40 protein-coding genes and 1 pseudogene are annotated in these 24,552 nt (G+C 42.4%); all 41 read left to right on the top strand.

The window, feature by feature from the left end; all coding sequences use genetic code 11:
• Positions 1-145: 145 nt before the first annotated feature.
• Entirely contained in the window at positions 146-394 is a 249-nt protein-coding gene (locus ACQVGT_RS20045; protein ID WP_003225778.1) for a 50S ribosomal protein L7ae-like protein, read from the top strand.
• Positions 395-507: 113 nt separating this feature from the next.
• A complete protein-coding gene (rpsL, locus tag ACQVGT_RS20040; protein ID WP_003225781.1) occupies positions 508-924 on the top strand; it encodes a 30S ribosomal protein S12 in 417 nt (138 codons plus the stop codon).
• Positions 925-965: 41 nt separating this feature from the next.
• On the top strand, positions 966-1,436 hold the full coding sequence (gene rpsG, locus ACQVGT_RS20035) for a 30S ribosomal protein S7 (protein ID WP_003225784.1): 471 nt from the start codon (positions 966-968) through the stop codon (positions 1,434-1,436).
• Between the two features lie 53 nt (positions 1,437-1,489).
• Positions 1,490-3,568, top strand: coding sequence for an elongation factor G (gene fusA, locus ACQVGT_RS20030; protein ID WP_003235056.1), 2,079 nt, complete (start codon positions 1,490-1,492; stop codon positions 3,566-3,568).
• 119 nt (positions 3,569-3,687) lie between these two features.
• Positions 3,688-4,878 carry an elongation factor Tu gene (gene tuf / locus ACQVGT_RS20025; protein ID WP_003235058.1) on the top strand — a complete coding sequence of 397 codons (1,191 nt, stop codon included), beginning with the start codon at positions 3,688-3,690 and terminating at the stop codon, positions 4,876-4,878.
• A 98-nt stretch (positions 4,879-4,976) separates the two neighbouring features.
• Positions 4,977-5,933: an alpha/beta fold hydrolase gene (locus ACQVGT_RS20020; RefSeq protein ID WP_015382589.1), complete on the top strand. Its 957-nt coding sequence runs from the start codon at positions 4,977-4,979 to the stop codon at positions 5,931-5,933.
• Between the two features lie 236 nt (positions 5,934-6,169).
• A complete protein-coding gene (rpsJ, locus tag ACQVGT_RS20015) occupies positions 6,170-6,478 on the top strand; it encodes a 30S ribosomal protein S10 (RefSeq protein ID WP_003156464.1) in 309 nt (102 codons plus the stop codon).
• Positions 6,479-6,517: 39 nt separating this feature from the next.
• On the top strand, positions 6,518-7,147 hold the full coding sequence (rplC, locus tag ACQVGT_RS20010) for a 50S ribosomal protein L3 (RefSeq protein WP_004399671.1): 630 nt from the start codon (positions 6,518-6,520) through the stop codon (positions 7,145-7,147).
• A gap of 27 nt (positions 7,148-7,174) precedes the next feature.
• Positions 7,175-7,798 (top strand): 50S ribosomal protein L4, encoded by a 624-nt coding sequence (rplD, locus tag ACQVGT_RS20005; RefSeq protein WP_004399658.1) that lies wholly within the window; start codon positions 7,175-7,177, stop codon positions 7,796-7,798.
• Positions 7,798-8,085 carry a 50S ribosomal protein L23 gene (gene rplW, locus ACQVGT_RS20000; protein ID WP_003156467.1) on the top strand — a complete coding sequence of 96 codons (288 nt, stop codon included), beginning with the start codon at positions 7,798-7,800 and terminating at the stop codon, positions 8,083-8,085. Before rplD ends, rplW begins: the two co-directional genes overlap by 1 nt.
• 31 nt (positions 8,086-8,116) lie before the next feature.
• Positions 8,117-8,950 (top strand): 50S ribosomal protein L2, encoded by an 834-nt coding sequence (gene rplB, locus ACQVGT_RS19995; RefSeq protein ID WP_003225795.1) that lies wholly within the window; start codon positions 8,117-8,119, stop codon positions 8,948-8,950.
• 57 nt (positions 8,951-9,007) lie between these two features.
• Positions 9,008-9,286, top strand: coding sequence for a 30S ribosomal protein S19 (gene rpsS, locus ACQVGT_RS19990; protein ID WP_003156472.1), 279 nt, complete (start codon positions 9,008-9,010; stop codon positions 9,284-9,286).
• A 16-nt stretch (positions 9,287-9,302) separates the two neighbouring features.
• Positions 9,303-9,644 carry a 50S ribosomal protein L22 gene (gene rplV, locus ACQVGT_RS19985; protein ID WP_003156475.1) on the top strand — a complete coding sequence of 114 codons (342 nt, stop codon included), beginning with the start codon at positions 9,303-9,305 and terminating at the stop codon, positions 9,642-9,644.
• Positions 9,645-9,647: 3 nt separating this feature from the next.
• Entirely contained in the window at positions 9,648-10,304 is a 657-nt protein-coding gene (rpsC, locus tag ACQVGT_RS19980; protein WP_003242001.1) for a 30S ribosomal protein S3, read from the top strand.
• A 1-nt stretch (position 10,305) separates the two neighbouring features.
• Positions 10,306-10,740 carry a 50S ribosomal protein L16 gene (rplP, locus tag ACQVGT_RS19975; RefSeq protein ID WP_003225801.1) on the top strand — a complete coding sequence of 145 codons (435 nt, stop codon included), beginning with the start codon at positions 10,306-10,308 and terminating at the stop codon, positions 10,738-10,740.
• Entirely contained in the window at positions 10,730-10,930 is a 201-nt protein-coding gene (gene rpmC / locus ACQVGT_RS19970; RefSeq protein ID WP_003156482.1) for a 50S ribosomal protein L29, read from the top strand. The genes rplP and rpmC overlap by 11 nt, the downstream gene beginning before the upstream one ends.
• A gap of 22 nt (positions 10,931-10,952) precedes the next feature.
• Positions 10,953-11,216, top strand: coding sequence for a 30S ribosomal protein S17 (rpsQ, locus tag ACQVGT_RS19965; RefSeq protein WP_003225804.1), 264 nt, complete (start codon positions 10,953-10,955; stop codon positions 11,214-11,216).
• Between the two features lie 40 nt (positions 11,217-11,256).
• Entirely contained in the window at positions 11,257-11,625 is a 369-nt protein-coding gene (rplN, locus tag ACQVGT_RS19960; protein WP_003225805.1) for a 50S ribosomal protein L14, read from the top strand.
• Between the two features lie 36 nt (positions 11,626-11,661).
• A complete protein-coding gene (gene rplX / locus ACQVGT_RS19955) occupies positions 11,662-11,973 on the top strand; it encodes a 50S ribosomal protein L24 (protein WP_003156486.1) in 312 nt (103 codons plus the stop codon).
• A 26-nt stretch (positions 11,974-11,999) separates the two neighbouring features.
• On the top strand, positions 12,000-12,539 hold the full coding sequence (gene rplE, locus ACQVGT_RS19950) for a 50S ribosomal protein L5 (RefSeq protein WP_003225809.1): 540 nt from the start codon (positions 12,000-12,002) through the stop codon (positions 12,537-12,539).
• 22 nt (positions 12,540-12,561) lie between these two features.
• The gene (gene rpsN / locus ACQVGT_RS19945) at positions 12,562-12,747 is read left to right on the top strand and encodes a 30S ribosomal protein S14 (RefSeq protein ID WP_003156488.1); all 186 of its coding nucleotides are present in this window, start codon (positions 12,562-12,564) and stop codon (positions 12,745-12,747) included.
• A gap of 31 nt (positions 12,748-12,778) precedes the next feature.
• Positions 12,779-13,177, top strand: a complete 399-nt coding sequence (rpsH, locus tag ACQVGT_RS19940) for a 30S ribosomal protein S8 (protein ID WP_003241998.1) — start codon at positions 12,779-12,781, stop codon at positions 13,175-13,177.
• Between the two features lie 29 nt (positions 13,178-13,206).
• Positions 13,207-13,746 (top strand): 50S ribosomal protein L6, encoded by a 540-nt coding sequence (rplF, locus tag ACQVGT_RS19935; protein WP_004399690.1) that lies wholly within the window; start codon positions 13,207-13,209, stop codon positions 13,744-13,746.
• Between the two features lie 32 nt (positions 13,747-13,778).
• Positions 13,779-14,141: a 50S ribosomal protein L18 gene (rplR, locus tag ACQVGT_RS19930; protein WP_003225816.1), complete on the top strand. Its 363-nt coding sequence runs from the start codon at positions 13,779-13,781 to the stop codon at positions 14,139-14,141.
• Positions 14,142-14,165: 24 nt separating this feature from the next.
• Complete coding sequence (gene rpsE / locus ACQVGT_RS19925) at positions 14,166-14,666, top strand: 30S ribosomal protein S5 (protein WP_003328273.1); 501 nt, start codon at positions 14,166-14,168, stop codon at positions 14,664-14,666.
• 13 nt (positions 14,667-14,679) lie between these two features.
• Positions 14,680-14,859: a 50S ribosomal protein L30 gene (rpmD, locus tag ACQVGT_RS19920; RefSeq protein ID WP_003156497.1), complete on the top strand. Its 180-nt coding sequence runs from the start codon at positions 14,680-14,682 to the stop codon at positions 14,857-14,859.
• A gap of 30 nt (positions 14,860-14,889) precedes the next feature.
• Positions 14,890-15,330: a 50S ribosomal protein L15 gene (gene rplO / locus ACQVGT_RS19915; RefSeq protein WP_003225819.1), complete on the top strand. Its 441-nt coding sequence runs from the start codon at positions 14,890-14,892 to the stop codon at positions 15,328-15,330.
• A gap of 1 nt (position 15,331) precedes the next feature.
• Positions 15,332-16,627: a preprotein translocase subunit SecY gene (gene secY, locus ACQVGT_RS19910; RefSeq protein ID WP_024571501.1), complete on the top strand. Its 1,296-nt coding sequence runs from the start codon at positions 15,332-15,334 to the stop codon at positions 16,625-16,627.
• Between the two features lie 54 nt (positions 16,628-16,681).
• Positions 16,682-17,335, top strand: coding sequence for an adenylate kinase (locus ACQVGT_RS19905; protein WP_003241987.1), 654 nt, complete (start codon positions 16,682-16,684; stop codon positions 17,333-17,335).
• Positions 17,332-18,078 carry a type I methionyl aminopeptidase gene (gene map, locus ACQVGT_RS19900; protein WP_015482707.1) on the top strand — a complete coding sequence of 249 codons (747 nt, stop codon included), beginning with the start codon at positions 17,332-17,334 and terminating at the stop codon, positions 18,076-18,078. The genes ACQVGT_RS19905 and map overlap by 4 nt, the downstream gene beginning before the upstream one ends.
• Before the next feature lie 65 nt (positions 18,079-18,143).
• Positions 18,144-18,412 (top strand): annotated as a pseudogene (locus tag ACQVGT_RS19895) (ribosome-binding protein ybzG).
• Entirely contained in the window at positions 18,390-18,608 is a 219-nt protein-coding gene (gene infA, locus ACQVGT_RS19890) for a translation initiation factor IF-1 (RefSeq protein WP_003156508.1), read from the top strand. Before ACQVGT_RS19895 ends, infA begins: the two are co-directional and overlap by 23 nt.
• A 33-nt stretch (positions 18,609-18,641) precedes the next feature.
• On the top strand, positions 18,642-18,755 hold the full coding sequence (gene rpmJ, locus ACQVGT_RS19885) for a 50S ribosomal protein L36 (protein ID WP_003156543.1): 114 nt from the start codon (positions 18,642-18,644) through the stop codon (positions 18,753-18,755).
• A gap of 22 nt (positions 18,756-18,777) precedes the next feature.
• Positions 18,778-19,143, top strand: a complete 366-nt coding sequence (rpsM, locus tag ACQVGT_RS19880; RefSeq protein WP_003235095.1) for a 30S ribosomal protein S13 — start codon at positions 18,778-18,780, stop codon at positions 19,141-19,143.
• Positions 19,144-19,163: 20 nt separating this feature from the next.
• Positions 19,164-19,559 carry a 30S ribosomal protein S11 gene (gene rpsK, locus ACQVGT_RS19875; RefSeq protein ID WP_009966385.1) on the top strand — a complete coding sequence of 132 codons (396 nt, stop codon included), beginning with the start codon at positions 19,164-19,166 and terminating at the stop codon, positions 19,557-19,559.
• A 176-nt stretch (positions 19,560-19,735) separates the two neighbouring features.
• Positions 19,736-20,680, top strand: a complete 945-nt coding sequence (locus tag ACQVGT_RS19870; RefSeq protein WP_003225835.1) for a DNA-directed RNA polymerase subunit alpha — start codon at positions 19,736-19,738, stop codon at positions 20,678-20,680.
• A gap of 77 nt (positions 20,681-20,757) precedes the next feature.
• Entirely contained in the window at positions 20,758-21,120 is a 363-nt protein-coding gene (gene rplQ / locus ACQVGT_RS19865; protein ID WP_003225836.1) for a 50S ribosomal protein L17, read from the top strand.
• Between the two features lie 127 nt (positions 21,121-21,247).
• Positions 21,248-22,093 carry an energy-coupling factor ABC transporter ATP-binding protein gene (locus ACQVGT_RS19860; protein ID WP_014478629.1) on the top strand — a complete coding sequence of 282 codons (846 nt, stop codon included), beginning with the start codon at positions 21,248-21,250 and terminating at the stop codon, positions 22,091-22,093.
• On the top strand, positions 22,069-22,938 hold the full coding sequence (locus ACQVGT_RS19855) for an energy-coupling factor ABC transporter ATP-binding protein (protein ID WP_003235106.1): 870 nt from the start codon (positions 22,069-22,071) through the stop codon (positions 22,936-22,938). Before ACQVGT_RS19860 ends, ACQVGT_RS19855 begins: the two co-directional genes overlap by 25 nt.
• On the top strand, positions 22,935-23,732 hold the full coding sequence (locus tag ACQVGT_RS19850; RefSeq protein WP_015382594.1) for an energy-coupling factor transporter transmembrane component T family protein: 798 nt from the start codon (positions 22,935-22,937) through the stop codon (positions 23,730-23,732). The genes ACQVGT_RS19855 and ACQVGT_RS19850 overlap by 4 nt, the downstream gene beginning before the upstream one ends.
• A gap of 9 nt (positions 23,733-23,741) precedes the next feature.
• Positions 23,742-24,485 carry a tRNA pseudouridine(38-40) synthase TruA gene (gene truA, locus ACQVGT_RS19845; protein ID WP_015382595.1) on the top strand — a complete coding sequence of 248 codons (744 nt, stop codon included), beginning with the start codon at positions 23,742-23,744 and terminating at the stop codon, positions 24,483-24,485.
• The last annotated feature ends 67 nt before the right edge of the window (positions 24,486-24,552 follow it).

The raw sequence follows: 24,552 nt of genomic DNA, 5'->3' as shown, positions 1-24,552 counted from the left end.
GTCTTTCAGCAGATATATTTATGAAAAAGTCACTCTATGAGAAGATAGAAACTAAAAAATGTCATACCTTGTTGACATTCGTCTCCTAGAATGATAATATAACCAAGGTGCTCGAAATAAACCTGTTACTTTGGAGGATATGTTTATGTCTTATGATAAAGTATCACAGGCCAAATCAATTATTATTGGTACGAAGCAAACAGTGAAAGCTCTAAAGCGAGGTTCAGTAAAGGAAGTAGTCGTTGCAAAAGACGCAGATCCGATACTCACGTCAAGTGTTGTTTCACTTGCTGAAGATCAAGGCATCTCTGTCTCAATGGTTGAATCCATGAAAAAGCTCGGCAAAGCCTGCGGAATTGAGGTAGGAGCAGCCGCTGTTGCCATTATTTTATAACGTACTTTTGTTTTTGCGTAAGATTCCATCTTGTGTAAAGACATTGTTTTTTGCCTTTTGATGAACCACCTGGGTATGTGGGTTATAAAACGTAATGAAGGGAGGAAAAATTCATGCCTACAATTAATCAGCTAATTCGCAAAGGACGCGTGAGTAAAGTAGAAAACTCAAAGTCTCCTGCACTTAACAAAGGATACAACAGCTTTAAAAAAGAGCACACTAACGTATCTTCTCCACAAAAACGCGGGGTATGTACTCGTGTTGGTACAATGACACCGAAAAAACCGAACTCAGCACTTCGTAAATATGCTCGTGTTCGTTTGACTAACGGAATCGAGGTTACTGCTTACATTCCTGGTATCGGTCACAACCTGCAAGAGCACAGTGTTGTACTTATTCGCGGCGGACGTGTAAAAGACTTACCAGGGGTACGTTACCACATCGTTCGTGGTGCGCTTGATACTGCTGGAGTTGAAAACCGTGCACAAGGCCGTTCTAAATACGGTACGAAAAAACCTAAAGCAAAATAATATACGAAAATACGCATAATTGATGAAGGGAGGATATTCAGATGCCACGTAAAGGTCCTGTAGCAAAAAGAGATGTTTTACCTGATCCGATTTACAACTCTAAGCTTGTATCTCGTCTAATCAACAAAATGATGATCGATGGTAAAAAAGGTAAGTCTCAAACAATCCTATACAAGTCATTCGATATCATTAAAGAACGTACTGGCAATGATGCAATGGAGGTTTTCGAACAAGCATTGAAAAACATCATGCCTGTACTTGAAGTAAAAGCACGCCGTGTAGGTGGTGCGAACTACCAAGTTCCTGTAGAAGTTCGTCCTGAACGTCGTACGACTCTTGGACTTCGCTGGTTAGTTAACTACGCTCGTCTTCGCGGAGAAAAAACGATGGAAGAGCGTTTAGCTAACGAAATCCTTGACGCAGCTAACAACACTGGTGCTGCTGTTAAGAAACGTGAAGACACTCATAAGATGGCTGAAGCAAACAAAGCATTTGCTCACTATCGCTGGTAGGATTTATAGATTAACAAAACACAATTTCCTAATAAGGAAGGAGAAATTACCCAATGGCAAGAGAGTTCTCCTTAGAAAAAACTCGTAATATCGGTATCATGGCTCACATCGATGCCGGTAAAACGACTACTACAGAACGTATCTTGTTCTATACTGGTCGTATCCACAAAATTGGTGAAACTCATGAAGGAGCTTCACAAATGGACTGGATGGAGCAGGAACAAGAACGTGGTATCACAATCACTTCCGCTGCGACAACTGCTCAGTGGAAAGGATACCGCGTAAACATCATCGATACTCCAGGACACGTAGACTTCACAGTTGAAGTTGAACGTTCTCTTCGTGTACTTGATGGTGCTGTTGCTGTACTTGACGCGCAATCAGGCGTTGAGCCTCAAACAGAAACTGTTTGGCGTCAGGCAACAACTTATGGAGTACCGCGTATCGTTTTTGTTAACAAAATGGACAAAATCGGTGCAGACTTCCTTTACTCTGTAGGAACTTTAAGAGACCGTCTTCAAGCAAACGCTCATGCAATTCAATTGCCGATCGGTGCTGAAGATAACTTCGAAGGTATCATTGACCTTGTAGAAAACGTTGCGTATTTCTACGAAGATGACCTCGGAACTCGTTCTGATGCAAAAGAAATCCCTGAAGAGTACAAAGAGCAAGCTGAAGAGCTTCGCAACAGCCTTATTGAAGCTGTATGTGAGCTTGATGAAGAGCTTATGGATAAGTACCTTGAGGGTGAAGAAATCACAATTGACGAGTTAAAAGCAGGAATTCGTAAAGGTACATTAAATGTTGAATTCTACCCTGTTCTTGTTGGTTCTGCCTTCAAAAACAAAGGTGTTCAACTAGTACTTGATGCTGTTCTTGACTACCTTCCTGCACCAACTGATGTTGCTGCAATCAAAGGTACACGTCCTGATACAAATGAAGAGATTGAGCGTCATTCTTCTGACGAAGAGCCATTCTCTGCATTAGCATTTAAGGTTATGACTGACCCTTACGTTGGTAAGTTGACGTTCTTCCGTGTGTACTCTGGAACACTTGATTCTGGTTCATACGTGAAAAACTCTACTAAAGGCAAACGTGAGCGTGTTGGACGTATTCTTCAAATGCACGCTAACAGCCGTGAAGAAATCTCTACTGTATACGCAGGGGATATCGCAGCTGCTGTAGGTCTAAAAGATACAACTACTGGAGATACTCTATGTGATGAAAAGGATCTTGTTATCCTTGAGTCAATGGAATTCCCAGAACCAGTTATCGACGTTGCTATTGAGCCTAAATCAAAAGCTGACCAAGATAAAATGGGTATCGCTTTAGCGAAACTTGCTGAAGAAGATCCTACATTCCGTACTCAAACAAACCCAGAAACTGGGCAAACGATCATCTCTGGTATGGGTGAACTTCACCTTGATATCATTGTTGACCGTATGAAACGCGAATTTAAAGTAGAAGCCAATGTTGGTGCTCCTCAAGTTGCGTACCGTGAAACATTCCGTACCGGTGCAAAAGTTGAAGGTAAATTCGTACGTCAGTCTGGTGGACGCGGTCAGTTCGGACACGTTTGGATCGAATTCGAACCAAACGAAGAAGGCGCTGGCTTTGAATTTGAAAATGCGATTGTCGGTGGGGTCGTTCCTCGTGAATATATCCCAGCTGTTCAAGCAGGTCTGGAAGATGCACTTGAAAATGGTGTGCTAGCAGGCTTCCCGCTTATCGACATTAAAGCTAAACTTTTCGACGGTTCTTACCATGATGTTGACTCAAACGAAATGGCATTTAAAGTTGCTGCTTCTATGGCATTGAAAAATGCAGTCAGCAAATGTAACCCAGTTCTTCTTGAACCAATCATGAAAGTAGAAGTGGTTATTCCAGAAGAATACATGGGAGATATCATGGGTGATATCACTTCACGTCGCGGACGCGTAGAAGGTATGGAAGCACGTGGTAACGCTCAAGTTGTTCGCGCTATGGTTCCTCTTGCTGAAATGTTCGGTTACGCTACTGCACTTCGTTCTAATACGCAAGGTCGCGGTACGTTCACTATGCACATGGATCACTACGAAGAAGTGCCGAAGAGCGTCGCAGAAGAAATTATCAAAAAAAATAAAGGCGAATAATTGATTTTGCCGCTTAACTCAAGTATAACTACTATTGTAAGATGAGGAAGTGAAAGCTTTCTTTCACTTCCTATCACTCTATACATTACTAATTAAAAGCTCTTAAGGAGGATTTTAGAATGGCTAAAGAAAAATTCGACCGTTCCAAATCACATGCCAATATTGGTACAATTGGACACGTTGACCATGGTAAAACAACTTTAACTGCTGCTATCACAACAGTACTTCATAAGAAATCTGGTAAAGGTACAGCTATGGCGTACGATCAAATTGATGGTGCTCCAGAAGAACGCGAGCGCGGTATCACAATCTCTACTGCACACGTTGAGTACGAAACTGAAACTCGTCACTATGCACACGTTGACTGCCCAGGACACGCTGACTATGTTAAAAACATGATCACTGGTGCTGCGCAAATGGACGGAGCTATCCTTGTAGTATCTGCTGCTGATGGCCCAATGCCACAAACTCGTGAGCACATCCTTCTTTCTAAAAACGTTGGTGTACCATACATCGTTGTATTCTTAAACAAATGCGACATGGTAGACGACGAAGAACTTCTTGAACTAGTTGAAATGGAAGTTCGCGATCTTCTTAGCGAATACGACTTCCCTGGCGATGATGTACCAGTTGTTAAAGGTTCTGCTCTTAAAGCTCTTGAAGGAGACGCTGAGTGGGAAGCTAAAATCTTCGAACTTATGGATGCGGTTGATGAGTACATCCCAACTCCAGAACGCGACACTGAAAAACCATTCATGATGCCAGTTGAGGACGTATTCTCAATCACTGGTCGTGGTACAGTTGCTACTGGCCGTGTAGAACGCGGACAAGTTAAAGTCGGTGACGAAGTTGAAATCATCGGTCTTCAAGAAGAGAACAAGAAAACAACTGTTACAGGTGTTGAAATGTTCCGTAAGCTTCTTGATTACGCTGAAGCTGGTGACAACATTGGTGCCCTTCTTCGCGGTGTATCTCGTGAAGAAATCCAACGTGGTCAAGTACTTGCTAAACCAGGTACAATCACTCCACACAGCAAATTCAAAGCTGAAGTTTACGTTCTTTCTAAAGAAGAGGGTGGACGTCATACTCCATTCTTCTCTAACTACCGTCCTCAGTTCTACTTCCGTACAACTGACGTAACTGGTATCATCCATCTTCCAGAAGGCGTAGAAATGGTTATGCCTGGAGATAACACTGAAATGAACGTTGAACTTATTTCTACAATCGCTATCGAAGAAGGAACTCGTTTCTCTATTCGTGAAGGCGGACGTACTGTTGGTTCAGGCGTTGTTTCTACAATCACTGAGTAATAGTATGATTTTAAACGAGACCCCTGCGGGTCTCGTTTTTTGTTTGCTTATCTTTTTCTTGTATAATAGGATCTATCATATTCGAGGGGTTAATATTTATGATTCCTGAAAAGAAATCAATCGCAATCATGAAAGAATTAAGCATTGGAAATACAAAGCAAATGCTGATGATTAATGGAGTTGACGAGAAAAATCCATTGCTGCTTTTTTTACATGGCGGGCCGGGAACGCCGCAAATCGGATATGTTAGACATTATCAAAAAGAGCTGGAACAGTATTTTACAGTAGTTCATTGGGATCAGAGAGGATCGGGGCTTTCTTATTCTAAACGAATTTCGCATCACTCTATGACAATAAATCACTTCATTAAAGATACAATTCAAGTCACTCAATGGCTTTTAGCTCATTTTTCAAAATCAAAACTTTACCTAGCCGGTCATTCTTGGGGGTCAATATTGGCGCTTCATGTGCTGCAGGAGTGTCCTGATTTATTTTACGCGTATTATGGAATCAGCCAGGTTGTTAACCCTCACGATGAAGAATCAACTGCTTATCAACATATTCGTGAAATTTCTGAATCAAAAAAAGCCAGCATATTATCTTTCCTCACACGTTTCATTGGTGCTCCGCCTTGGAAGCAGGATATCCAGCACCTTATCTATCGGTTTTGTGTCGAGCTAAGCAGGGGAGGATTCACTCGCCGTCATCGTCAATCTCTAGCTGTATTATTTCAAATGCTTACCGGCAATGAGTATGGAGTGCGGAACATGCACAGCTTCCTCAATGGATTGCGCTTCAGTAAAAAACATTTAACTGATGAGTTGTACCGGTTTAATGCTTTTACATCAGTTCCTTCTATTAAAGTACCGTGTGTTTTCATTTCAGGGAAACATGACTTAATTGTTCCTGCTGAAATATCGAAACAGTATTATCAAGAACTTGAGGCACCGGAAAAGCGCTGGTTTCAATTTGAGAACTCAGCTCACACCCCGCATATTGAGGAGCCGTCATTATTCGCGAACACATTAAGTCGACATGCACGACACCATTTATGATAGATCCTTGATAAATAAGAAAAACCCCTGTATAATAAAAAAAGTGTGCAAACCATGCATATTTTAAATAAGTCTTGCAACATGCGCCTATTTTCTGTATAATGGTGTATGTTGGTCTTTGACTGCGATGAAGTGAGAGGTTGCTGACACACCCGGCCGCTTTGCCATGGCAAGGTGTTCAGGTTTTTCTCACGGAGAACTGTCTAACGTGATGTAGGCGAAAAGGAGGGAAAATAATGGCAAAACAAAAAATTCGTATTCGTTTGAAAGCATATGATCATAGAATCCTTGATCAATCTGCAGAGAAGATTGTTGAAACGGCAAAACGTTCTGGTGCCAGCGTATCTGGTCCGATTCCGTTGCCAACTGAAAAATCAGTTTACACAATCCTTCGTGCGGTGCACAAATACAAAGATTCTCGTGAGCAATTTGAAATGCGTACACATAAACGTTTAATCGACATTGTGAACCCAACACCACAAACTGTTGATGCTCTTATGCGATTAGACTTACCATCTGGTGTCGATATCGAAATTAAACTTTAATTCTAAAATATAGAATGATCTTAATAGGAGGTGTGACGAATGACCAAAGGAATCTTAGGAAGAAAAATTGGTATGACGCAAGTATTCGCTGAGAATGGTGATCTTATTCCGGTAACTGTTATCGAGGCTGCTCCAAACGTTGTTCTTCAAAAGAAAACAGCTGAAAACGACGGTTACGAAGCAATCCAGCTTGGTTTTGACGACAAGCGTGAAAAGCTTTCTAACAAACCTGAAAAAGGACACGTTGCAAAAGCGGAAACTGCTCCTAAGCGCTTCGTTAAAGAATTACGCGGAGTGGAAATGGATGCGTATGAAGTTGGTCAGGAAGTCAAGGTTGAAATTTTCTCTGCTGGAGAAATCGTAGATGTAACAGGAGTATCTAAAGGTAAAGGTTTCCAAGGTGCGATCAAGCGCCACGGACAATCTCGCGGACCTATGTCTCACGGTTCACGCTACCACCGTCGTCCTGGTTCAATGGGACCTGTAGATCCTAACCGTGTATTCAAAGGTAAATTATTACCTGGACGTATGGGCGGAGAGCAAATCACTGTTCAAAACCTTGAAATCGTAAAAGTTGATGCAGAACGCAATCTTCTTTTGATCAAAGGTAACGTACCTGGTGCGAAGAAATCTTTAATCACTGTTAAAAGTGCTGTTAAATCTAAATAATTCTCTTAGGAAAGGAGGAAATTGATTATGCCAAAAGTAGCATTATACAACCAAAACGGTTCTACTGCTGGTGACATCGAATTAAACGCTTCTGTATTTGGTATCGAACCAAATGAGAGTGTTGTATTCGACGCTATTCTTATGCAAAGAGCTTCCTTACGTCAAGGAACTCACAAAGTAAAAAATCGTTCTGAAGTACGCGGCGGAGGTCGTAAACCATGGCGTCAAAAAGGTACTGGACGTGCCCGTCAAGGTTCAATCCGTTCACCGCAATGGCGCGGAGGTGGTGTCGTATTCGGCCCAACACCACGCAGCTATTCTTATAAATTACCTAAAAAAGTTCGCCGCTTGGCAATCAAATCAGTATTGTCTTCTAAAGTGATCGACAACAACATCATCGTTCTTGAAGATCTTACTCTTGATACGGCTAAAACAAAAGAAATGGCAGCTATCCTTAAAGGATTATCTGTTGAGAAAAAAGCTTTAATCGTAACTGCGGATGCAAACGAAGCAGTAGCATTATCTGCTCGTAACATTCCTGGAGTTACTGTTGTTGAAGCTAACGGAATCAACGTTTTAGACGTTGTCAACCACGAGAAGCTTCTGATTACAAAAGCAGCGGTTGAAAAAGTAGAGGAGGTGCTTGCATAATGAAAGATCCTCGTGATGTTCTAAAGCGCCCCGTCATTACTGAACGTTCTGCTGATTTAATGACTGAAAAAAAATATACTTTTGAAGTTGATGTAAGAGCTAACAAAACAGAAGTGAAAGACGCGGTTGAAAGCATCTTTGGAGTGAAAGTTGACAAAGTCAACATCATGAACTACAAAGGCAAATCAAAACGTGTTGGACGCTACACTGGTATGACTAGCCGTCGCAGAAAAGCGATCGTAAAACTTACTGCAGACAGCAAAGAAATCGAAATTTTTGAAGCTTAATTATCTGTAAAAAGAAGGAGGGAAATTCAAAATGGCGATTAAAAAGTATAAACCGACCTCTAATGGACGTCGTGGCATGACAACTTCAGATTTTGCTGAAATCACGACTGACAAGCCGGAAAAATCCTTGCTTGCTCCCCTTCACAAAAAAGGCGGACGTAACAACCAAGGTAAATTGACTGTACGTCACCAAGGTGGCGGACATAAACGCCAATACCGTGTTATCGACTTCAAACGCGATAAAGATGGTATACCTGGACGCGTTGCTACAGTTGAATACGATCCAAACCGTTCAGCTAACATCGCTCTAATCAACTATGCAGACGGAGAAAAACGTTACATTCTTGCTCCTAAAGGAATTCAAGTAGGTACTGAAATCATGTCAGGTCCTGAAGCTGACATTAAAGTAGGTAATGCACTTCCACTTATCAACATCCCTGTTGGTACAGTTGTGCATAACATTGAATTAAAACCTGGTAAAGGCGGACAGCTTGTACGTTCAGCTGGTACATCTGCTCAGGTTCTTGGTAAAGAAGGTAAATACGTTCTTGTACGTCTTAACTCTGGTGAAGTTCGCATGATCCTTTCTGCTTGCCGTGCTTCTATCGGTCAAGTAGGTAACGAACAGCACGAACTTATCAACATTGGTAAAGCTGGACGTTCTCGCTGGAAAGGCATCCGTCCTACAGTTCGTGGTTCTGTAATGAACCCTAACGATCACCCACACGGTGGTGGTGAAGGACGTGCGCCAATCGGACGTAAATCACCAATGTCTCCATGGGGCAAACCAACTCTTGGATTCAAGACTCGTAAGAAAAAGAATAAATCCGATAAATTTATCGTACGTCGTCGTAAAAATAAATAACGGGGTTGTCTACGGTTCTTTTCGGACCGTAGTGCAATCACGAAGGGAGGTTCCAAAATGGCTCGCAGCTTAAAAAAAGGACCATTTGTCGATGGACACTTGATGACTAAAATCGAGAAATTAAATGAAACAGACAAGAAACAAGTCGTAAAAACTTGGTCTCGTCGTTCTACTATTTTCCCACAGTTTATTGGTCACACAATCGCAGTCTATGACGGACGTAAACACGTGCCTGTATTCATTTCTGAAGATATGGTAGGGCACAAGTTGGGTGAATTCGCTCCAACTCGTACGTACAAAGGTCATGCTAGTGATGACAAAAAAACAAGACGCTAAGAGAGGAGGCTTTTAAATGCAAGCTAAAGCTGTTGCAAGAACAGTCCGTATTGCTCCTCGTAAAGCACGTCTAGTAATGGACCTGATTCGAGGCAAGCAAGTAGGTGAGGCAGTATCAATCTTGAACCTTACACCAAGAGCTGCTTCTCCAATTATCGAGAAAGTATTAAAATCCGCTATTGCAAATGCTGAGCATAACTATGAAATGGACGCTAACAACCTGGTTATTTCTCAAGCATTCGTTGACGAAGGCCCTACGTTAAAAAGATTTCGCCCACGTGCTATGGGACGTGCGAGCCAAATCAACAAACGTACGAGCCACATTACAATCGTTGTATCAGAAAAGAAGGAGGGATAAGTAGTGGGTCAAAAGGTAAATCCAGTCGGTCTTCGTATCGGAGTCATTCGTGATTGGGAATCTAAGTGGTACGCTGGTAAAGATTACGCTGACTTCCTGCACGAAGATTTAAAAATTCGTGAATACATTAGCAAACGCCTTTCTGACGCTTCTGTTTCTAAAGTAGAAATCGAGCGTGCAGCAAACCGCGTTAACATTACGATCCACACAGCTAAGCCTGGTATGGTTATCGGTAAAGGCGGTTCTGAAGTCGAAGCACTTCGCAAAGCCCTTAACAGCCTTACTGGCAAGCGTGTACACATTAACATTCTTGAAATCAAAAGAGCAGATCTTGATGCACAGCTAGTTGCTGACAACATCGCTCGTCAATTAGAAAACCGTGTTTCTTTCCGCCGTGCGCAGAAACAACAAATCCAACGTACTATGCGTGCTGGAGCACAAGGTGTGAAAACAATGGTTTCTGGTCGTCTTGGCGGTGCAGATATCGCTCGTTCTGAATACTACAGTGAAGGAACTGTTCCATTGCACACATTACGTGCGGACATTGACTATGCAACATCTGAAGCTGACACTACTTACGGTAAGCTTGGTGTGAAAGTCTGGATCTATCGTGGAGAGGTTCTTCCTACTAAGAAGAAAACTGAGGAAGGAGGAAAATAATATGTTATTACCAAAACGCGTTAAATATCGCAGAGAGCATCGCGGAAAAATGCGTGGCCGTGCGAAAGGCGGTACTGAAGTACATTTCGGTGAATTCGGTATCCAAGCTCTTGAAGCTTCTTGGATTACTAACCGTCAAATCGAAGCTGCACGTATTGCGATGACTCGTTACATGAAACGTGGCGGTAAAGTTTGGATCAAAATTTTCCCTTCTAAACCTTACACTGCTAAACCACTTGAGGTACGTATGGGATCCGGTAAAGGGGCTCCTGAAGGTTGGGTAGCTGTTGTAAAACCGGGCAAAGTTTTATTTGAAATTTCTGGTGTGTCTGAAGAGGTTGCTCGTGAAGCGCTTCGCCTTGCATCTCACAAATTGCCAATTAAAACGAAGTTCGTAAAACGTGAAGAAATTGGTGGTGAATCAAATGAAAGCTAATGAAATTCGTGACCTTACCACTGCTGAAATTGAACAAAAAGTAAAGTCTCTTAAAGAAGAACTTTTCAATCTTCGCTTTCAATTAGCGACAGGACAACTTGAAAATACTGCTCGCATTCGTGAAGTGCGCAAAGCTATCGCGCGCATGAAAACTGTGATTCGTGAAAGAGAAATTGCTGCTAATAAATAATCACTGAGGGGAGGTCGTGAGCATGAGCGAACGTAACCAACGCAAAGTTTACCAAGGCCGTGTTGTTTCTGACAAAATGGATAAAACCATTACTGTTGTTGTTGAGACATACAAAAAACATACACTTTACGGTAAACGCGTAAAATACTCAAAAAAATTCAAAGCACATGATGAAAATAATCAAGCTAAAATCGGTGACATCGTTAAGATCATGGAAACTCGTCCATTGTCTGCAACTAAGCGTTTCCGTCTAGTTGAAGTTGTCGAAGAAGCTGTTATTATCTAATAAAGTTCGGAATTCTTTTTCCGAAGGGAGGTAACAAATAATGATTCAACAAGAGACTCGTTTAAAAGTAGCTGACAACTCTGGCGCACGTGAAGTACTTACTATTAAAGTTCTTGGTGGTTCTGGACGTAAAACAGCTAACATTGGTGATGTAATTGTTTGCACGGTTAAACAAGCAACACCAGGAGGCGTTGTCAAAAAAGGTGAAGTCGTAAAAGCTGTTATCGTTCGCACTAAAAGCGGAGCGCGCAGAAGTGACGGTTCATACATCAGCTTCGATGAGAATGCATGTGTTATCATCCGTGACGACAAGAGCCCACGCGGAACTCGTATCTTCGGACCAGTTGCTCGTGAATTGCGTGAAAACAACTTTATGAAAATTGTTTCTCTAGCTCCAGAAGTTATCTAATGAAATAAATGCCTTACTCAAGGAGGTGCGATCAGGATGCATGTAAAAAAAGGCGATAAAGTTATGGTTATCTCTGGTAAAGATAAAGGCAAACAAGGAACAATCCTTGCTGCTTTCCCTAAAAAGGACCGCGTTTTAGTTGAAGGTGTTAACATGGTAAAGAAACACTCTAAACCAACTCAAGCTAACCCTCAAGGCGGTATTTCTAATCAAGAGGCGCCAATTCATGTATCAAACGTTATGCCGCTCGATCCTAAAACAGGTGAAGTGACTCGCGTAGGATACAAAGTGGAAGATGGCAAAAAAGTTCGTGTAGCAAAAAAATCTGGGCAAGTTCTAGATAAATAGTATTAAAAGGAAGGGAGGTCTATCTCATGAACCGCCTTAAAGAAAAGTACAATAAAGAAATTGCACCTGCTTTAATGACTAAGTTCAACTATGATTCAGTCATGCAAGTGCCTAAAATCGAAAAAATCGTAATCAACATGGGTGTTGGTGACGCTGTTCAAAACGCCAAAGCAATCGACAGTGCTGTTGAAGAATTAACGTTTATCGCAGGTCAAAAACCTGTCGTTACTCGTGCGAAGAAATCAATTGCTGGATTCCGTCTTCGTGAGGGAATGCCTATCGGTGCGAAAGTAACTCTTCGCGGAGAGCGCATGTATGATTTCCTTGATAAACTTATTTCTGTATCTTTACCGCGTGTACGTGACTTCCGCGGGGTTTCTAAAAAATCTTTCGACGGTCGCGGTAACTACACACTTGGTATCAAAGAACAGTTAATCTTCCCTGAAATTGACTACGATAAAGTAACAAAGGTTCGCGGAATGGACATCGTTATCGTAACAACTGCTAATACTGACGAAGAAGCTCGTGAGCTATTAACTCAAGTAGGTATGCCGTTCCAGAAATAATCAATGAAAGGGAGGCGAAATCGTGGCTAAAAAGTCTATGATTGCGAAACAACAACGTACACCAAAGTTTAAAGTACAAGAGTACACACGCTGTGAACGCTGCGGACGTCCGCATTCAGTCATTCGTAAATTTAAACTTTGCCGTATTTGTTTCCGTGAGCTTGCATATAAAGGACAAATTCCTGGCGTGAAAAAAGCCAGCTGGTAATCCCCAAGAAAGGGAAGGAGGTAATTATATAATGGTTATGACAGATCCAATTGCAGATATGCTAACTCGTATTCGCAATGCAAACATGGTACGTCATGAGAAGCTTGAAATTCCTGCTTCTAAATTGAAAAGAGAAATTGCTGAAATTTTAAAGCGTGAAGGTTTCATTCGTGACGTTGAGTTCGTAGAAGACAGCAAACAAGGTATCATCCGCGTTTTCTTGAAATACGGACAAAACAACGAGCGCGTTATCACTGGTCTTAAAAGAATCAGCAAGCCTGGTTTGCGTGTTTATGCTAAATCTAATGAAGTACCTCGCGTACTTAACGGTCTTGGAATCGCGATTATTTCTACATCACAAGGTGTTTTAACGGACAAAGAAGCCCGTGCAAAACAAGCTGGTGGAGAAGTTCTAGCATACGTTTGGTAAGAAGTTTAACATGAATGGAGGTGTTTGGTATGTCTCGTGTAGGTAAGAAGCTACTTGAGATTCCTTCTGATGTTACAGTAACGTTAAATGATAACAACACTGTAGCTGTGAAAGGACCAAAAGGAGAATTAACTCGTACGTTTCACCCTGATATGGAGATTAAAGTAGAGGACAATGTGCTTACAGTCGCTCGTCCTTCTGATCAAAAAGAGCACCGTGCCCTGCATGGTACGACTCGCAGTCTGCTTGGCAACATGGTTGAAGGTGTATCTAAAGGATTTGAAAGAGGTTTGGAATTAGTCGGTGTCGGTTACCGTGCTTCTAAATCCGGAAATAAACTTGTTTTAAACGTTGGATACTCTCATCCTGTTGAGATCGTTCCTGAAGAAGGCATCGAAATCGAAGTTCCTTCTCAAACAAAAGTAGTTGTAAAAGGTACAGACAAAGAACGCGTAGGAGCTATTGCTGCTAACATCCGCGCTGTACGTTCTCCAGAGCCTTACAAAGGTAAAGGAATCCGCTACGAAGGTGAAGTTGTTCGCCGTAAAGAAGGTAAATCTGCTAAGTAAGATCGCTTAAAGTGAAGAAAGGAGTGACCTAGATGATTACGAAAACTAGCAAAAATGCTGCTCGTCTTAAAAGACACGCTCGTGTTCGCGCTAAACTTTCCGGTACTGCTGAAAGACCGCGCCTGAACGTTTTCCGTTCTAACAAGCACATTTACGCTCAAATCATCGATGATGTAAATGGTGTAACACTTGCTAGTGCATCTACTCTCGATAAAGACTTGAACGTTGAAAGCACTGGAGATACTTCTGCTGCTACTAAAGTTGGAGAATTAGTTGCAAAACGCGCTGCTGAAAAAGGCATTTCTGACGTAGTATTTGACCGTGGCGGATACTTATACCATGGACGTGTAAAAGCTTTGGCTGATGCCGCTCGTGAAGCTGGACTTAAATTTTAATAAAAGAAGGAGGGACACATGATTATGCGTCGTATTGACCCAAGCAAATTAGAGTTAGAAGAACGCTTAGTTACGGTTAACCGCGTAGCGAAAGTTGTTAAAGGTGGTCGTCGTTTCCGCTTCGCAGCTCTAGTCGTTGTCGGTGACAAAAACGGACACGTAGGATTCGGTACTGGTAAAGCACAAGAAGTACCAGAAGCGATCCGCAAAGCTGTTGAAGATGCGAAAAAGAATTTGATTGAAGTACCAATGGTTGGAACTACAATTCCACACGAAATCATCGGACGTTTCGGTGCAGGTAACATCTTGTTAAAACCTGCTTCTGAAGGTACTGGAGTTATCGCTGGAGGCCCTGTACGTGCGGTACTTGAGCTAGCTGGTGTAGCTGATATCCTTTCTAAGTCTTTAGGTTCTAACACACCGATCAACATGATTCGTGCAACACTTCAAGGTTTAAGTGAACTTAAACGTGCTGAAGACGTTGCGAAGCTTCGTGGAAAATCTGTAGAAGAACTGTTAGGATAAGGAGGGAACATTAATGGCTAAATTAGAAATTACCCTCAAACGAAGTGTAATCGGTCGCCCGGAAGACCAACGCGTTACTGTAAGAACACTTGGTTTAAAGAAAACAAACCAAACTGTTGTTCATGAAGACAACGCTGCGATCCGTGGTATGATTAATAAAGTATCTCATTTAGTTTCTGTTAAAGAACAATAAAAATATTTGATCGGATAAGGAGGTGTCCTAATGAAACTTCATGAATTAAAACCTTCAGAAGGTTCACGCAAAACGCGTAATCGCGTAGGTCGTGGTATTGGTTCTGGCAACGGTAAAACAGCTGGTAAAGGTCACAAAGGTCAAAACGCTCGTTCTGGCGGCGGTGTACGCCCTGGTTTCGAGGGGGGACAAATGCCTTTATTCCAACGTCTTCCTAAACGCGGTTTCACTAACATCAACCGCAAGGAATACGCTGTAGTCAACCTAGACAAATTGAACGGTTTTGCAGAAGGAACGGAAGTCACTCCTGAACTTCTTCTAGAGACTGGTGTTATTAGCAAACTTAATGCAGGAGTAAAGATTCTTGGCAACGGTAAATTAGAGAAAAAATTAACTGTAAAAGCCAATAAATTCTCTGCTTCTGCGAAAGAAGCTGTTGAAGCTGCTGGCGGTACAGCTGAGGTGATCTAACTTGTTTAAAACAATCTCCAACTTTATGCGTGTGAGTGATATCAGGAATAAAATCATATTCACTTTACTCATGCTTATCGTCTTTCGCATAGGTGCGTTTATTCCTGTGCCTTATGTTAACGCTGAAGCGTTACAGGCGCAGTCTCAAATGGGTGTTTTTGATCTCCTTAATACATTTGGCGGCGGTGCGCTTTACCAATTTTCCATTTTCGCAATGGGAATTACTCCTTATATCACGGCTTCGATCATCATTCAGCTGCTTCAGATGGATGTTGTACCGAAGTTTACCGAGTGGTCTAAGCAAGGTGAAGTTGGCCGCCGTAAATTAGCTCAGTTCACAAGGTACTTTACGATTGTGCTTGGTTTCATCCAAGCGTTAGGTATGTCATATGGATTCAACAATCTGGCAAACGGTATGCTGATCGAAAAATCCGGTGTATCGACATATCTTATCATTGCTTTAGTGCTCACTGGCGGAACTGCCTTTTTAATGTGGCTTGGGGAACAAATTACTTCTCATGGAGTAGGCAACGGAATATCGATCATTATCTTCGCGGGGATTGTGTCTAGTATTCCAAAAACAATTGGGCAAATATATGAGACTCAATTTGTCGGTAGCAACGATCAGTTGTTTATTCATATTGTGAAAATCGCACTTCTTGTGATTGCGATTTTAGCAGTTATTGTTGGAGTTATTTTCATTCAGCAAGCCGTACGGAAAATTGCGATTCAATATGCTAAAGGCACAGGTCGTTCACCTGCTGGCGGAGGTCAGTCTACACACCTTCCATTGAAAGTGAATCCTGCAGGGGTTATTCCGGTAATCTTTGCGGTTGCGTTTTTGATAACGCCGCGGACGATCGCGTCATTCTTTGGAACAAACGATGTGACAAAGTGGATTCAAAACAACTTTGATAATACGCATCCGGTGGGTATGGCGATATATGTTGCGTTGATTATTGCCTTTACGTACTTTTATGCTTTTGTACAGGTAAACCCTGAACAAATGGCTGATAACCTTAAAAAACAGGGTGGCTATATCCCGGGGGTTCGTCCAGGGAAAATGACTCAAGATAGAATTACGAGCATTTTGTATCGACTTACGTTTGTGGGTTCTATATTCTTAGCCGTGATTTCCATTCTTCCTATCTTTTTCATTCAATTCGCTGGATTGCCTCAAAGTGCACAAATTGGCGGAACATCTTTGTTAATTGTTGTCGGGGTAGCCTTGGAGACAATGAAACAACTAGAAAGCCAGTTGGTGAAACGAAACTACCGTGGATTTATGAAAAACTAGAGGAAATGGATTTATCCATTCCCTCTTAATAAAGAGAGGACGGGGGAAATCCGAATGAACTTAGTCTTAATGGGGCTTCCTGGTGCCGGTAAAGGCACACAGGGCGAACGAATTGTTGAGGATTATGGGATTCCTCATATCTCAACAGGAGATATGTTCCGTGCTGCTATGAAAGAAGAAACACCACTCGGACTCGAAGCAAAATCTTATATTGATAAGGGAGAGCTCGTACCTGACGAAGTCACAATCGGAATTGTAAAAGAGAGACTTGGCAAAGATGATTGTGAAAGAGGTTTTCTTCTGGACGGATTTCCGCGAACAGTCGCTCAAGCCGAAGCTCTTGAAGAAATTCTTGAGGAATACGGCAAGCCGATTGATTATGTCATTAACATTGAAGTCGACAAAGACGCTCTTATGGAACGTCTGACTGGACGCAGAATTTGCAGTGTTTGCGGCACAACCTATCATTTAGTCTTTAATCCGCCGAAAACGCCGGGTATTTGTGATAAAGACGGAGGCGAACTCTATCAACGGGCAGATGATAATGAGGAAACCGTCTCTAAACGGCTTGAGGTAAACATGAAGCAAACTCAGCCTTTACTCGATTTCTATTCAGAGAAAGGTTATCTTGCAAACGTGAATGGCCAACAGGACATTCAAGACGTTTATGCAGATGTGAAGGATCTTCTTGGAGGATTAAAAAAATGATTATCTGTAAAACCCCACGTGAACTTGGTATCATGCGGGAAGCAGGGCGAATCGTGGCTTTAACTCATGAAGAGTTAAAAAGGCACATTAAACCAGGAATCTCGACAAAAGAATTGGATCAAATTGCCGAACGTTTTATTAAGAAGCAGGGTGCAATCCCATCTTTTAAGGGGTATAATGGGTTTCGCGGGAGCATTTGCGTATCAGTTAATGAAGAACTGGTTCACGGCATACCTGGCAGCAGGGTGCTGAAGGACGGTGACATCATCAGTATTGATATCGGTGCTAAATTAAATGGTTATCATGGTGACTCTGCATGGACATATCCGGTAGGAAACATCAGCGATGATGACAAAAAACTTCTGGAAGTGACAGAGGAGTCTTTATATAAAGGCTTGCAGGAAGCAAAACCAGGTGAACGTTTGTCGAATATTTCCCACGCAATACAAACGTATGTCGAAAATGAGCAGTTTTCAGTTGTTAGGGAGTATGTCGGACATGGTGTTGGTCAAGACTTGCATGAGGACCCGCAAATTCCTCATTACGGTCCGCCCAACAAAGGACCACGGCTTAAACCTGGCATGGTTCTCGCTATTGAACCTATGGTGAACGCTGGCAGCCGCTACGTGAAAACATTGGCTGATAACTGGACGGTTGTTACGGTAGATGGGAAAAAGTGTGCTCATTTTGAACATACGATTGCGATTACGGAAACGGGTTTTGATATACTGACGAGAGTCTAGATGATGAAAATAATTCCGAAGACAGATGTTTTTCAAGCTTGATAGGGCAGAAAGCTTGGGGGAACATTGGCAAGACCGAATTCATCTTGCTGCTTGTCGTTGGAATTTTAACCATCATCAATGTACTAACAGCAGACGGAGAAAAGCGTACATTTCATTCTCCTAAGAAAAAGAATATCAATCATTTAACCCTTTATGATTGCGTATCTCCGGAAGTTCAGAACAGTATAAACGAAACAGGGCGTGTGACAAACTTCTTTTGAAATTTGTCAGAAAGCAAGTTACTGATTTGAAGAAGGGAGAACACTTGAATGGCGAAAGACGATGTAATTGAAGTGGAAGGTACTATAGTCGAAACACTGCCAAACGCGATGTTCAAAGTTGAACTTGAAAATGGCCACACTGTTTTGGCTCATGTATCTGGTAAAATCCGCATGCACTTCATTCGCATTTTACCTGGAGACAAAGTTACGGTAGAATTATCTCCATATGACTTAACTCGTGGCAGGATTACGTACCGTTACAAATAAAGCACTCCGGAAACTGAAGGAGGTTGGAAACACATGAAAGTGAGACCATCAGTTAAACCAATCTGCGAAAAATGTAAAGTTATTCGCAGAAAAGGAAAAGTAATGGTGATCTGTGAAAATCCAAAGCATAAACAAAAACAAGGATAATTTATAAGGAGGTGCCCAGAGAATGGCTCGTATTGCTGGTGTAGATATCCCACGTGACAAACGTGTTGTTATTTCTTTAACATACATCTTCGGAATTGGCCGCACAACGGCTCAGCAAGTTTTAAAAGAAGCTGGAGTTTCAGAAGATACTCGTGTGCGCGATCTTACTGAAGAAGAACTTGGTAAAATCCGTGATATTATTGACAAACTGAAAGTAGAAGGTGACCTTCGCCGTGAAGTTTCTCTTAATATCAAACGTCTGATCGAAATCGGAAGCTACCGCGGAATCCGTCATCGCAGAGGATTACCTGTTCGCGGACAAAACTCTAAAAACAACGCGCGTACTCGTAAAGGTCCGCGTCGTACTGTAGCTAACAAGAAAAAATAAGTAAGGGAGGTTCTTAAACAATGGCTGCTGCTCGTAAATCTAACACGCGTAAACGTCGCGTGAAAAAGAATATTGAGTCTGGAATTGCTCATATTCGTTCAACTTTCAATAACACGATCGTTACGATCACTGACACTCATGGTAATGCTATTTCTTGGTCTAGTGCCGGAGCTTTAGGATTCAGAGGTTCTCGTAAATCTACTCCTTTTGCTGCGCAAATGGCTGCAGAAACAGCTGCTAAAGGTTCAATCGAACATGGTCTTAAAACTCTAGAGGTTACTGTTAAAGGACCTGGTTCAGGCCGTGAAGCTGCAATCCGTGCACTTCAAGCTGCTGGACTAGAAGTCACTGCTATCAGAGACGTAACTCCTGTTCCTCATAACGGATGCCGTCCACCAAAACGTCGCCGCGTGTAATTTGTTTGTATAGATTTTGTGTCCCTGTCAATAATGGGTTATGATACAGTTATTTATGAAACGAATGCACCGACTCGTTGCCTGAGCACATACGGGACTAAACAATGGGGAATTTCGGATGGAATCTCATATGATTCTATTCGAGGTTTCGACGTTTTGAAGGAGGGTTTTAAGTAATGATCGAGATTGAAAAACCAAAAATCGAAACGGTTGAAATCAGCGACGATGCCAAATTTGGTAAGTTTGTCGTAGAGCCACTTGAGCGTGGATATGGTACAACTCTGGGTAACTCCTTACGTCGTATCCTCTTATCCTCACTCCCTGGTGCCGCTGTAACATCAATCCAGATAGATGGTGTACTGCACGAATTCTCGACAATTGAAGGCGTTGTGGAAGATGTTACAACGATTATCTTACACATTAAAAAGCTTGCATTGAAAATCTACTCTGATGAAGAGAAGACGCTAGAAATTGATGTACAGGGTGAAGGAACTGTAACGGCAGCTGATATTACACACGATAGTGATGTAGAGATCTTAAATCCTGATCTTCATATCGCGACTCTTGGTGAGAATGCGAGTTTCCGAGTTCGCCTTACTGCTCAAAGAGGACGTGGGTATACGCCTGCTGACGCAAACAAGAGAGACGATCAGCCAATCGGCGTGATTCCGATCGATTCTATCTATACGCCAGTTTCTCGTGTATCTTATCAGGTAGAGAACACTCGTGTAGGCCAAGTTGCAAACTATGATAAACTTACACTTGATGTTTGGACTGATGGAAGCACTGGACCGAAAGAAGCAATTGCGCTTGGTTCAAAGATTTTAACTGAACACCTTAATATATTCGTTGGTTTAACTGACGAAGCTCAACATGCTGAAATCATGGTTGAAAAAGAAGAAGATCAAAAAGAGAAAGTTCTTGAAATGACAATTGAAGAATTGGATCTTTCTGTTCGTTCTTACAACTGCTTAAAGCGTGCGGGTATTAACACGGTTCAAGAGCTTGCGAACAAGACGGAAGAAGATATGATGAAAGTTCGAAATCTAGGACGCAAATCACTTGAAGAAGTGAAAGCGAAACTAGAAGAACTTGGACTCGGACTTCGCAAAGACGATTGACTAGTTTCCCTTGTGAACTAGGATTTTCGTGTGTTTTTTATTCAGAAACAGCATTCCAATAAAGGAGGGGACATCACATGTCATACAGAAAACTAGGACGTACGAGTGCACAGCGTAAAGCTATGCTTCGTGATCTTACAACTGATTTGATCATCAACGAAAGAATCGAAACAACTGAAACACGTGCGAAAGAACTTCGCTCTGTAGTTGAAAAAATGATCACGCTTGGCAAACGCGGTGATCTTCACGCTCGCCGTCAAGCTGCTGCATACATCCGCAACGAGGTTGCAAACGAAGAAAATAACCAAGATGCACTTCAAAAATTATTCTCTGACATTGCAACTCGTTACGAGGAGCGCCAAGGCGGATACACACGTATTATGAAGCTTGGTCCTCGCCGTGGTGACGGAGCACCAATGGCAATTATCGAATTGGTTTAATCACATATTTTTGTGTATCTAAAGAAGGGCGGGACAGTTTCTAACTGGATCTATGCCCTTTTTTTAGATACTGCAACTTTTAATAGAGAGAAAAGCAGAGCATTAGCTGAGAGGAGGCCGGTTTTCCATGAATCAAAATCAGTTGATATCGGTAGAGGATATCGTATTTCGATATCGGAAGGACGCAGAAAGACGAGCACTAGACGGCGTCTCCCTGCAGGTGTATGAGGGTGAATGGCTTGCAATCGTAGGTCATAACGGTTCAGGGAAATCAACACTGGCCCGGGCATTGAATGGTTTAATTCTTCCTGAATCTGGCGACATTGAGGTTGCCGGGATTCAATTGACAGAGGAATCTGTTTGGGAAGTACGTAAGAAGATAGGTATGGTCTTTCAAAATCCGGATAACCAATTTGTCGGAACGACTGTTCGCGATGATGTGGCTTTTGGTTTAGAAAACAATGGTGTACCGCGGGAAGAAATGATTGAGAGAGTAGACTGGGCAGTAAAACAGGTGAATATGCAAGATTTTCTCGATCAAGAGCCGCACCATCTCTCCGGAGGCCAAAAGCAGAGAGTTGCGATTGCGGGGGTTATTGCCGCACGTCCTGATATTATTATCTTAGATGAAGCAACATCCATGCTTGATCCGATCGGGCGAGAAGAAGTGCTTGAAACGGTAAGACATTTAAAAGAGCAGGGCATGGCGACTGTCATATCCATTACACATGATCTGGATGAGGCAGCAAAAGCAGATAGGATCATTGTCATGAATGGCGGTAAAAAATATGCTGAAGGGCCGCCTGAAGAGATTTTTAAATTGAATAAAGAACTTGTTCGAATTGGGCTTGATTTACCCTTCTCATTCCAGCTTAGCCAGCTTTTAAGAGAAAATGGACTGGCTTTGGAAGAAAACCATTTGACTCAGGAAGGGCTGGTGAAAGAGCTGTGGACATTACAATCAAAGATGTAGAGCATCGCTATCAAATGAAGACGCCGTTTGAGCGCCTAGCACTATATGATATCAATGCATCGATTAAAGAAGGAAGCTACGTAGCCGTTATCGGGCATACAGGCTCTGGCAAGTCCACTCTTCTTCAGCACCTAAATGGTCTCCTGAAGCCGACGAAGGGACAGATATCACTAGGCAGCACTGTCATTCAGGCAGGGAAAAAGAATAAAGATCTGAAAAAACTTCGTAAAAAAGTCGGAATCGTTTTCCAATTTCCTGAGCATCAATTATTCGAAGAAACAGTTCTTAAAGATATTTCATTCGGGCCGATGAACTTTGGTGTTAAAAAAGAAGATGCTGAACAAAAAGCGAGAGAGATGCTGCAACTTGTAGGTTTATCAGAAGAGCTTTTGGACAGGTCACCCTTTGAATTAAGCGGGGGACAAATGCGCAGAGTTGCAATTGCCGGCGTACTTGCAATGGACCCTGAAGTGCTTGTTCTGGATGAACCGACTGCAGGATTGGACCCAAGAGGGCGAAAAGAGATTATGGACATGTTTTATGAGCTTCATCAACGGGGGAACCTGACGACGATCCTTGTGACACACAGCATGGAGGATGCAGCTGCATACGCTGATGAAATGATTGTTATGCATAAAGGAACGATACAAGCATCAGGCAGTCCGCGTGATCTGTTTTTAAAGGGTGAAGAGATGGCCGGCTGGGGGCTGGATCTTCCTGAAACAATAAAATTCCAAAGACACCTTGAAGCTGCACTGGGTGTGAGATTTAATGAGCCTATGCTCACAATCGAAGATGCCGCTGCTGAAATCCGTGCTCTTTTTCAGGGGGAGAAGACTTTATGATGGACAGCATGATTATCGGCAAGTATGTACCGGGTACTTCACTTGTGCACCGGCTTGACCCCAGAACAAAACTGATCACGATCTTTTTATTTGTCTGCATCGTATTCTTAGCCAATAATGTTCAGACATATGCGTTGCTTGGTTTATTTACAATTGGCGTCGTTTCTTTAACAAGAGTTCCTTTCTCTTTTTTAATGAAAGGACTGAAGCCAATCATCTGGATTGTCCTTTTTACGTTCCTTCTTCACATCCTTATGACACATGAAGGACCGGTTATCTTTCAAATAGGTTTTTTCAAAGTCTATGAGGGCGGTCTGGTTCAGGGGATATTCATTTCTCTTAGATTCGTCTATTTGATTTTAATCACAACCTTATTAACGCTTACGACCACACCGATTGAGATTACCGATGGAATGGAGCAGCTGCTGAACCCATTGAAAAAATTAAAGCTTCCTGTTCATGAGCTGGCTCTTATGATGTCAATTTCTTTACGGTTTATTCCGACACTGATGGAGGAGACAGATAAGATCATGAAGGCTCAGATGGCGCGAGGCGTTGATTTTACAAGCGGGCCTGTCAAAGATAGAGTGAAGGCTATTGTCCCGCTTCTTGTCCCGCTCTTCGTCAGCGCATTTAAACGCGCCGAAGAGCTTGCGGTTGCAATGGAAGCAAGAGGCTATCAAGGCGGAGAAGGACGTACGAAATATAGAAAGCTTGTATGGACAGGAAAAGACACTTCTGTCATTGTCAGCTTAATTGTATTAGCTGCTTTGTTATTTTTCTTAAGGGCTTAGAGGTGCTGTATGAGACTGAAATGCACGATTTCTTATGACGGACATTTGTTTAACGGTTATCAGGTTCAGCCGGGCAAAAGAACGGTTCAGGATGAACTGGAGAAGGCTTTGGCTGTCCTGCATAAGTCAAAAGACAGAATTCCGGTCGTTTCGTCTGGAAGAACAGACAGCGGGGTTCACGCAGCCGGACAGGTGATTCATTTTGACACTCCGCTGTCTATCCCGGCTGAGAGATGGCCACATGCCTTAAATGCACTGCTTCCGGACGATATCGCAGTCAAACAGGCAGAAATTGCGGATGATGGGTTCCATGCACGATTTAGCGCAGTCAAAAAAGAATATCGCTACTTTGTATACACGGAGAAACACCCGGACGTATTTAAACGGCATTACGCTTACCATTTTTCATATCGCCTTAATGTGCAGGACATGAGAGAAGCGGCAAAGCATCTTATAGGGACACATGATTTTACGAGCTTTTGTGCGGCTAAAACAGAAGTGCAGGACAAGGTAAGAACGATATACGAACTTGATTGGACTGAGACGGCTGACGGCCTGCAAATGCGGATCACAGGCAGCGGTTTCTTATATAATATGGTCAGAATTATTGCGGGTACTTTGCTTGATGCAGGTATTGGAAAAATTTCTCCTGATGAGGTGAAATCCATGCTGGAAGCGAAGGATCGCGAAGCAGCAGGGCGCACAGCGCCGGGGCACGGACTATATTTATGGAACGTTTACTATGACAACTAAACCAGGTGTATAATATTTTCTTGACAGAGTCTGCATAAAGTTATAAGATATCATATGGTATGTATTT

It is taken from the genome of Bacillus sp. SCT118, from assembly GCF_058566435.1.
The sequence above is the reverse complement of the archived record's forward strand: the minus strand, read 5'-3'. Positions and strand labels throughout refer to the sequence as shown.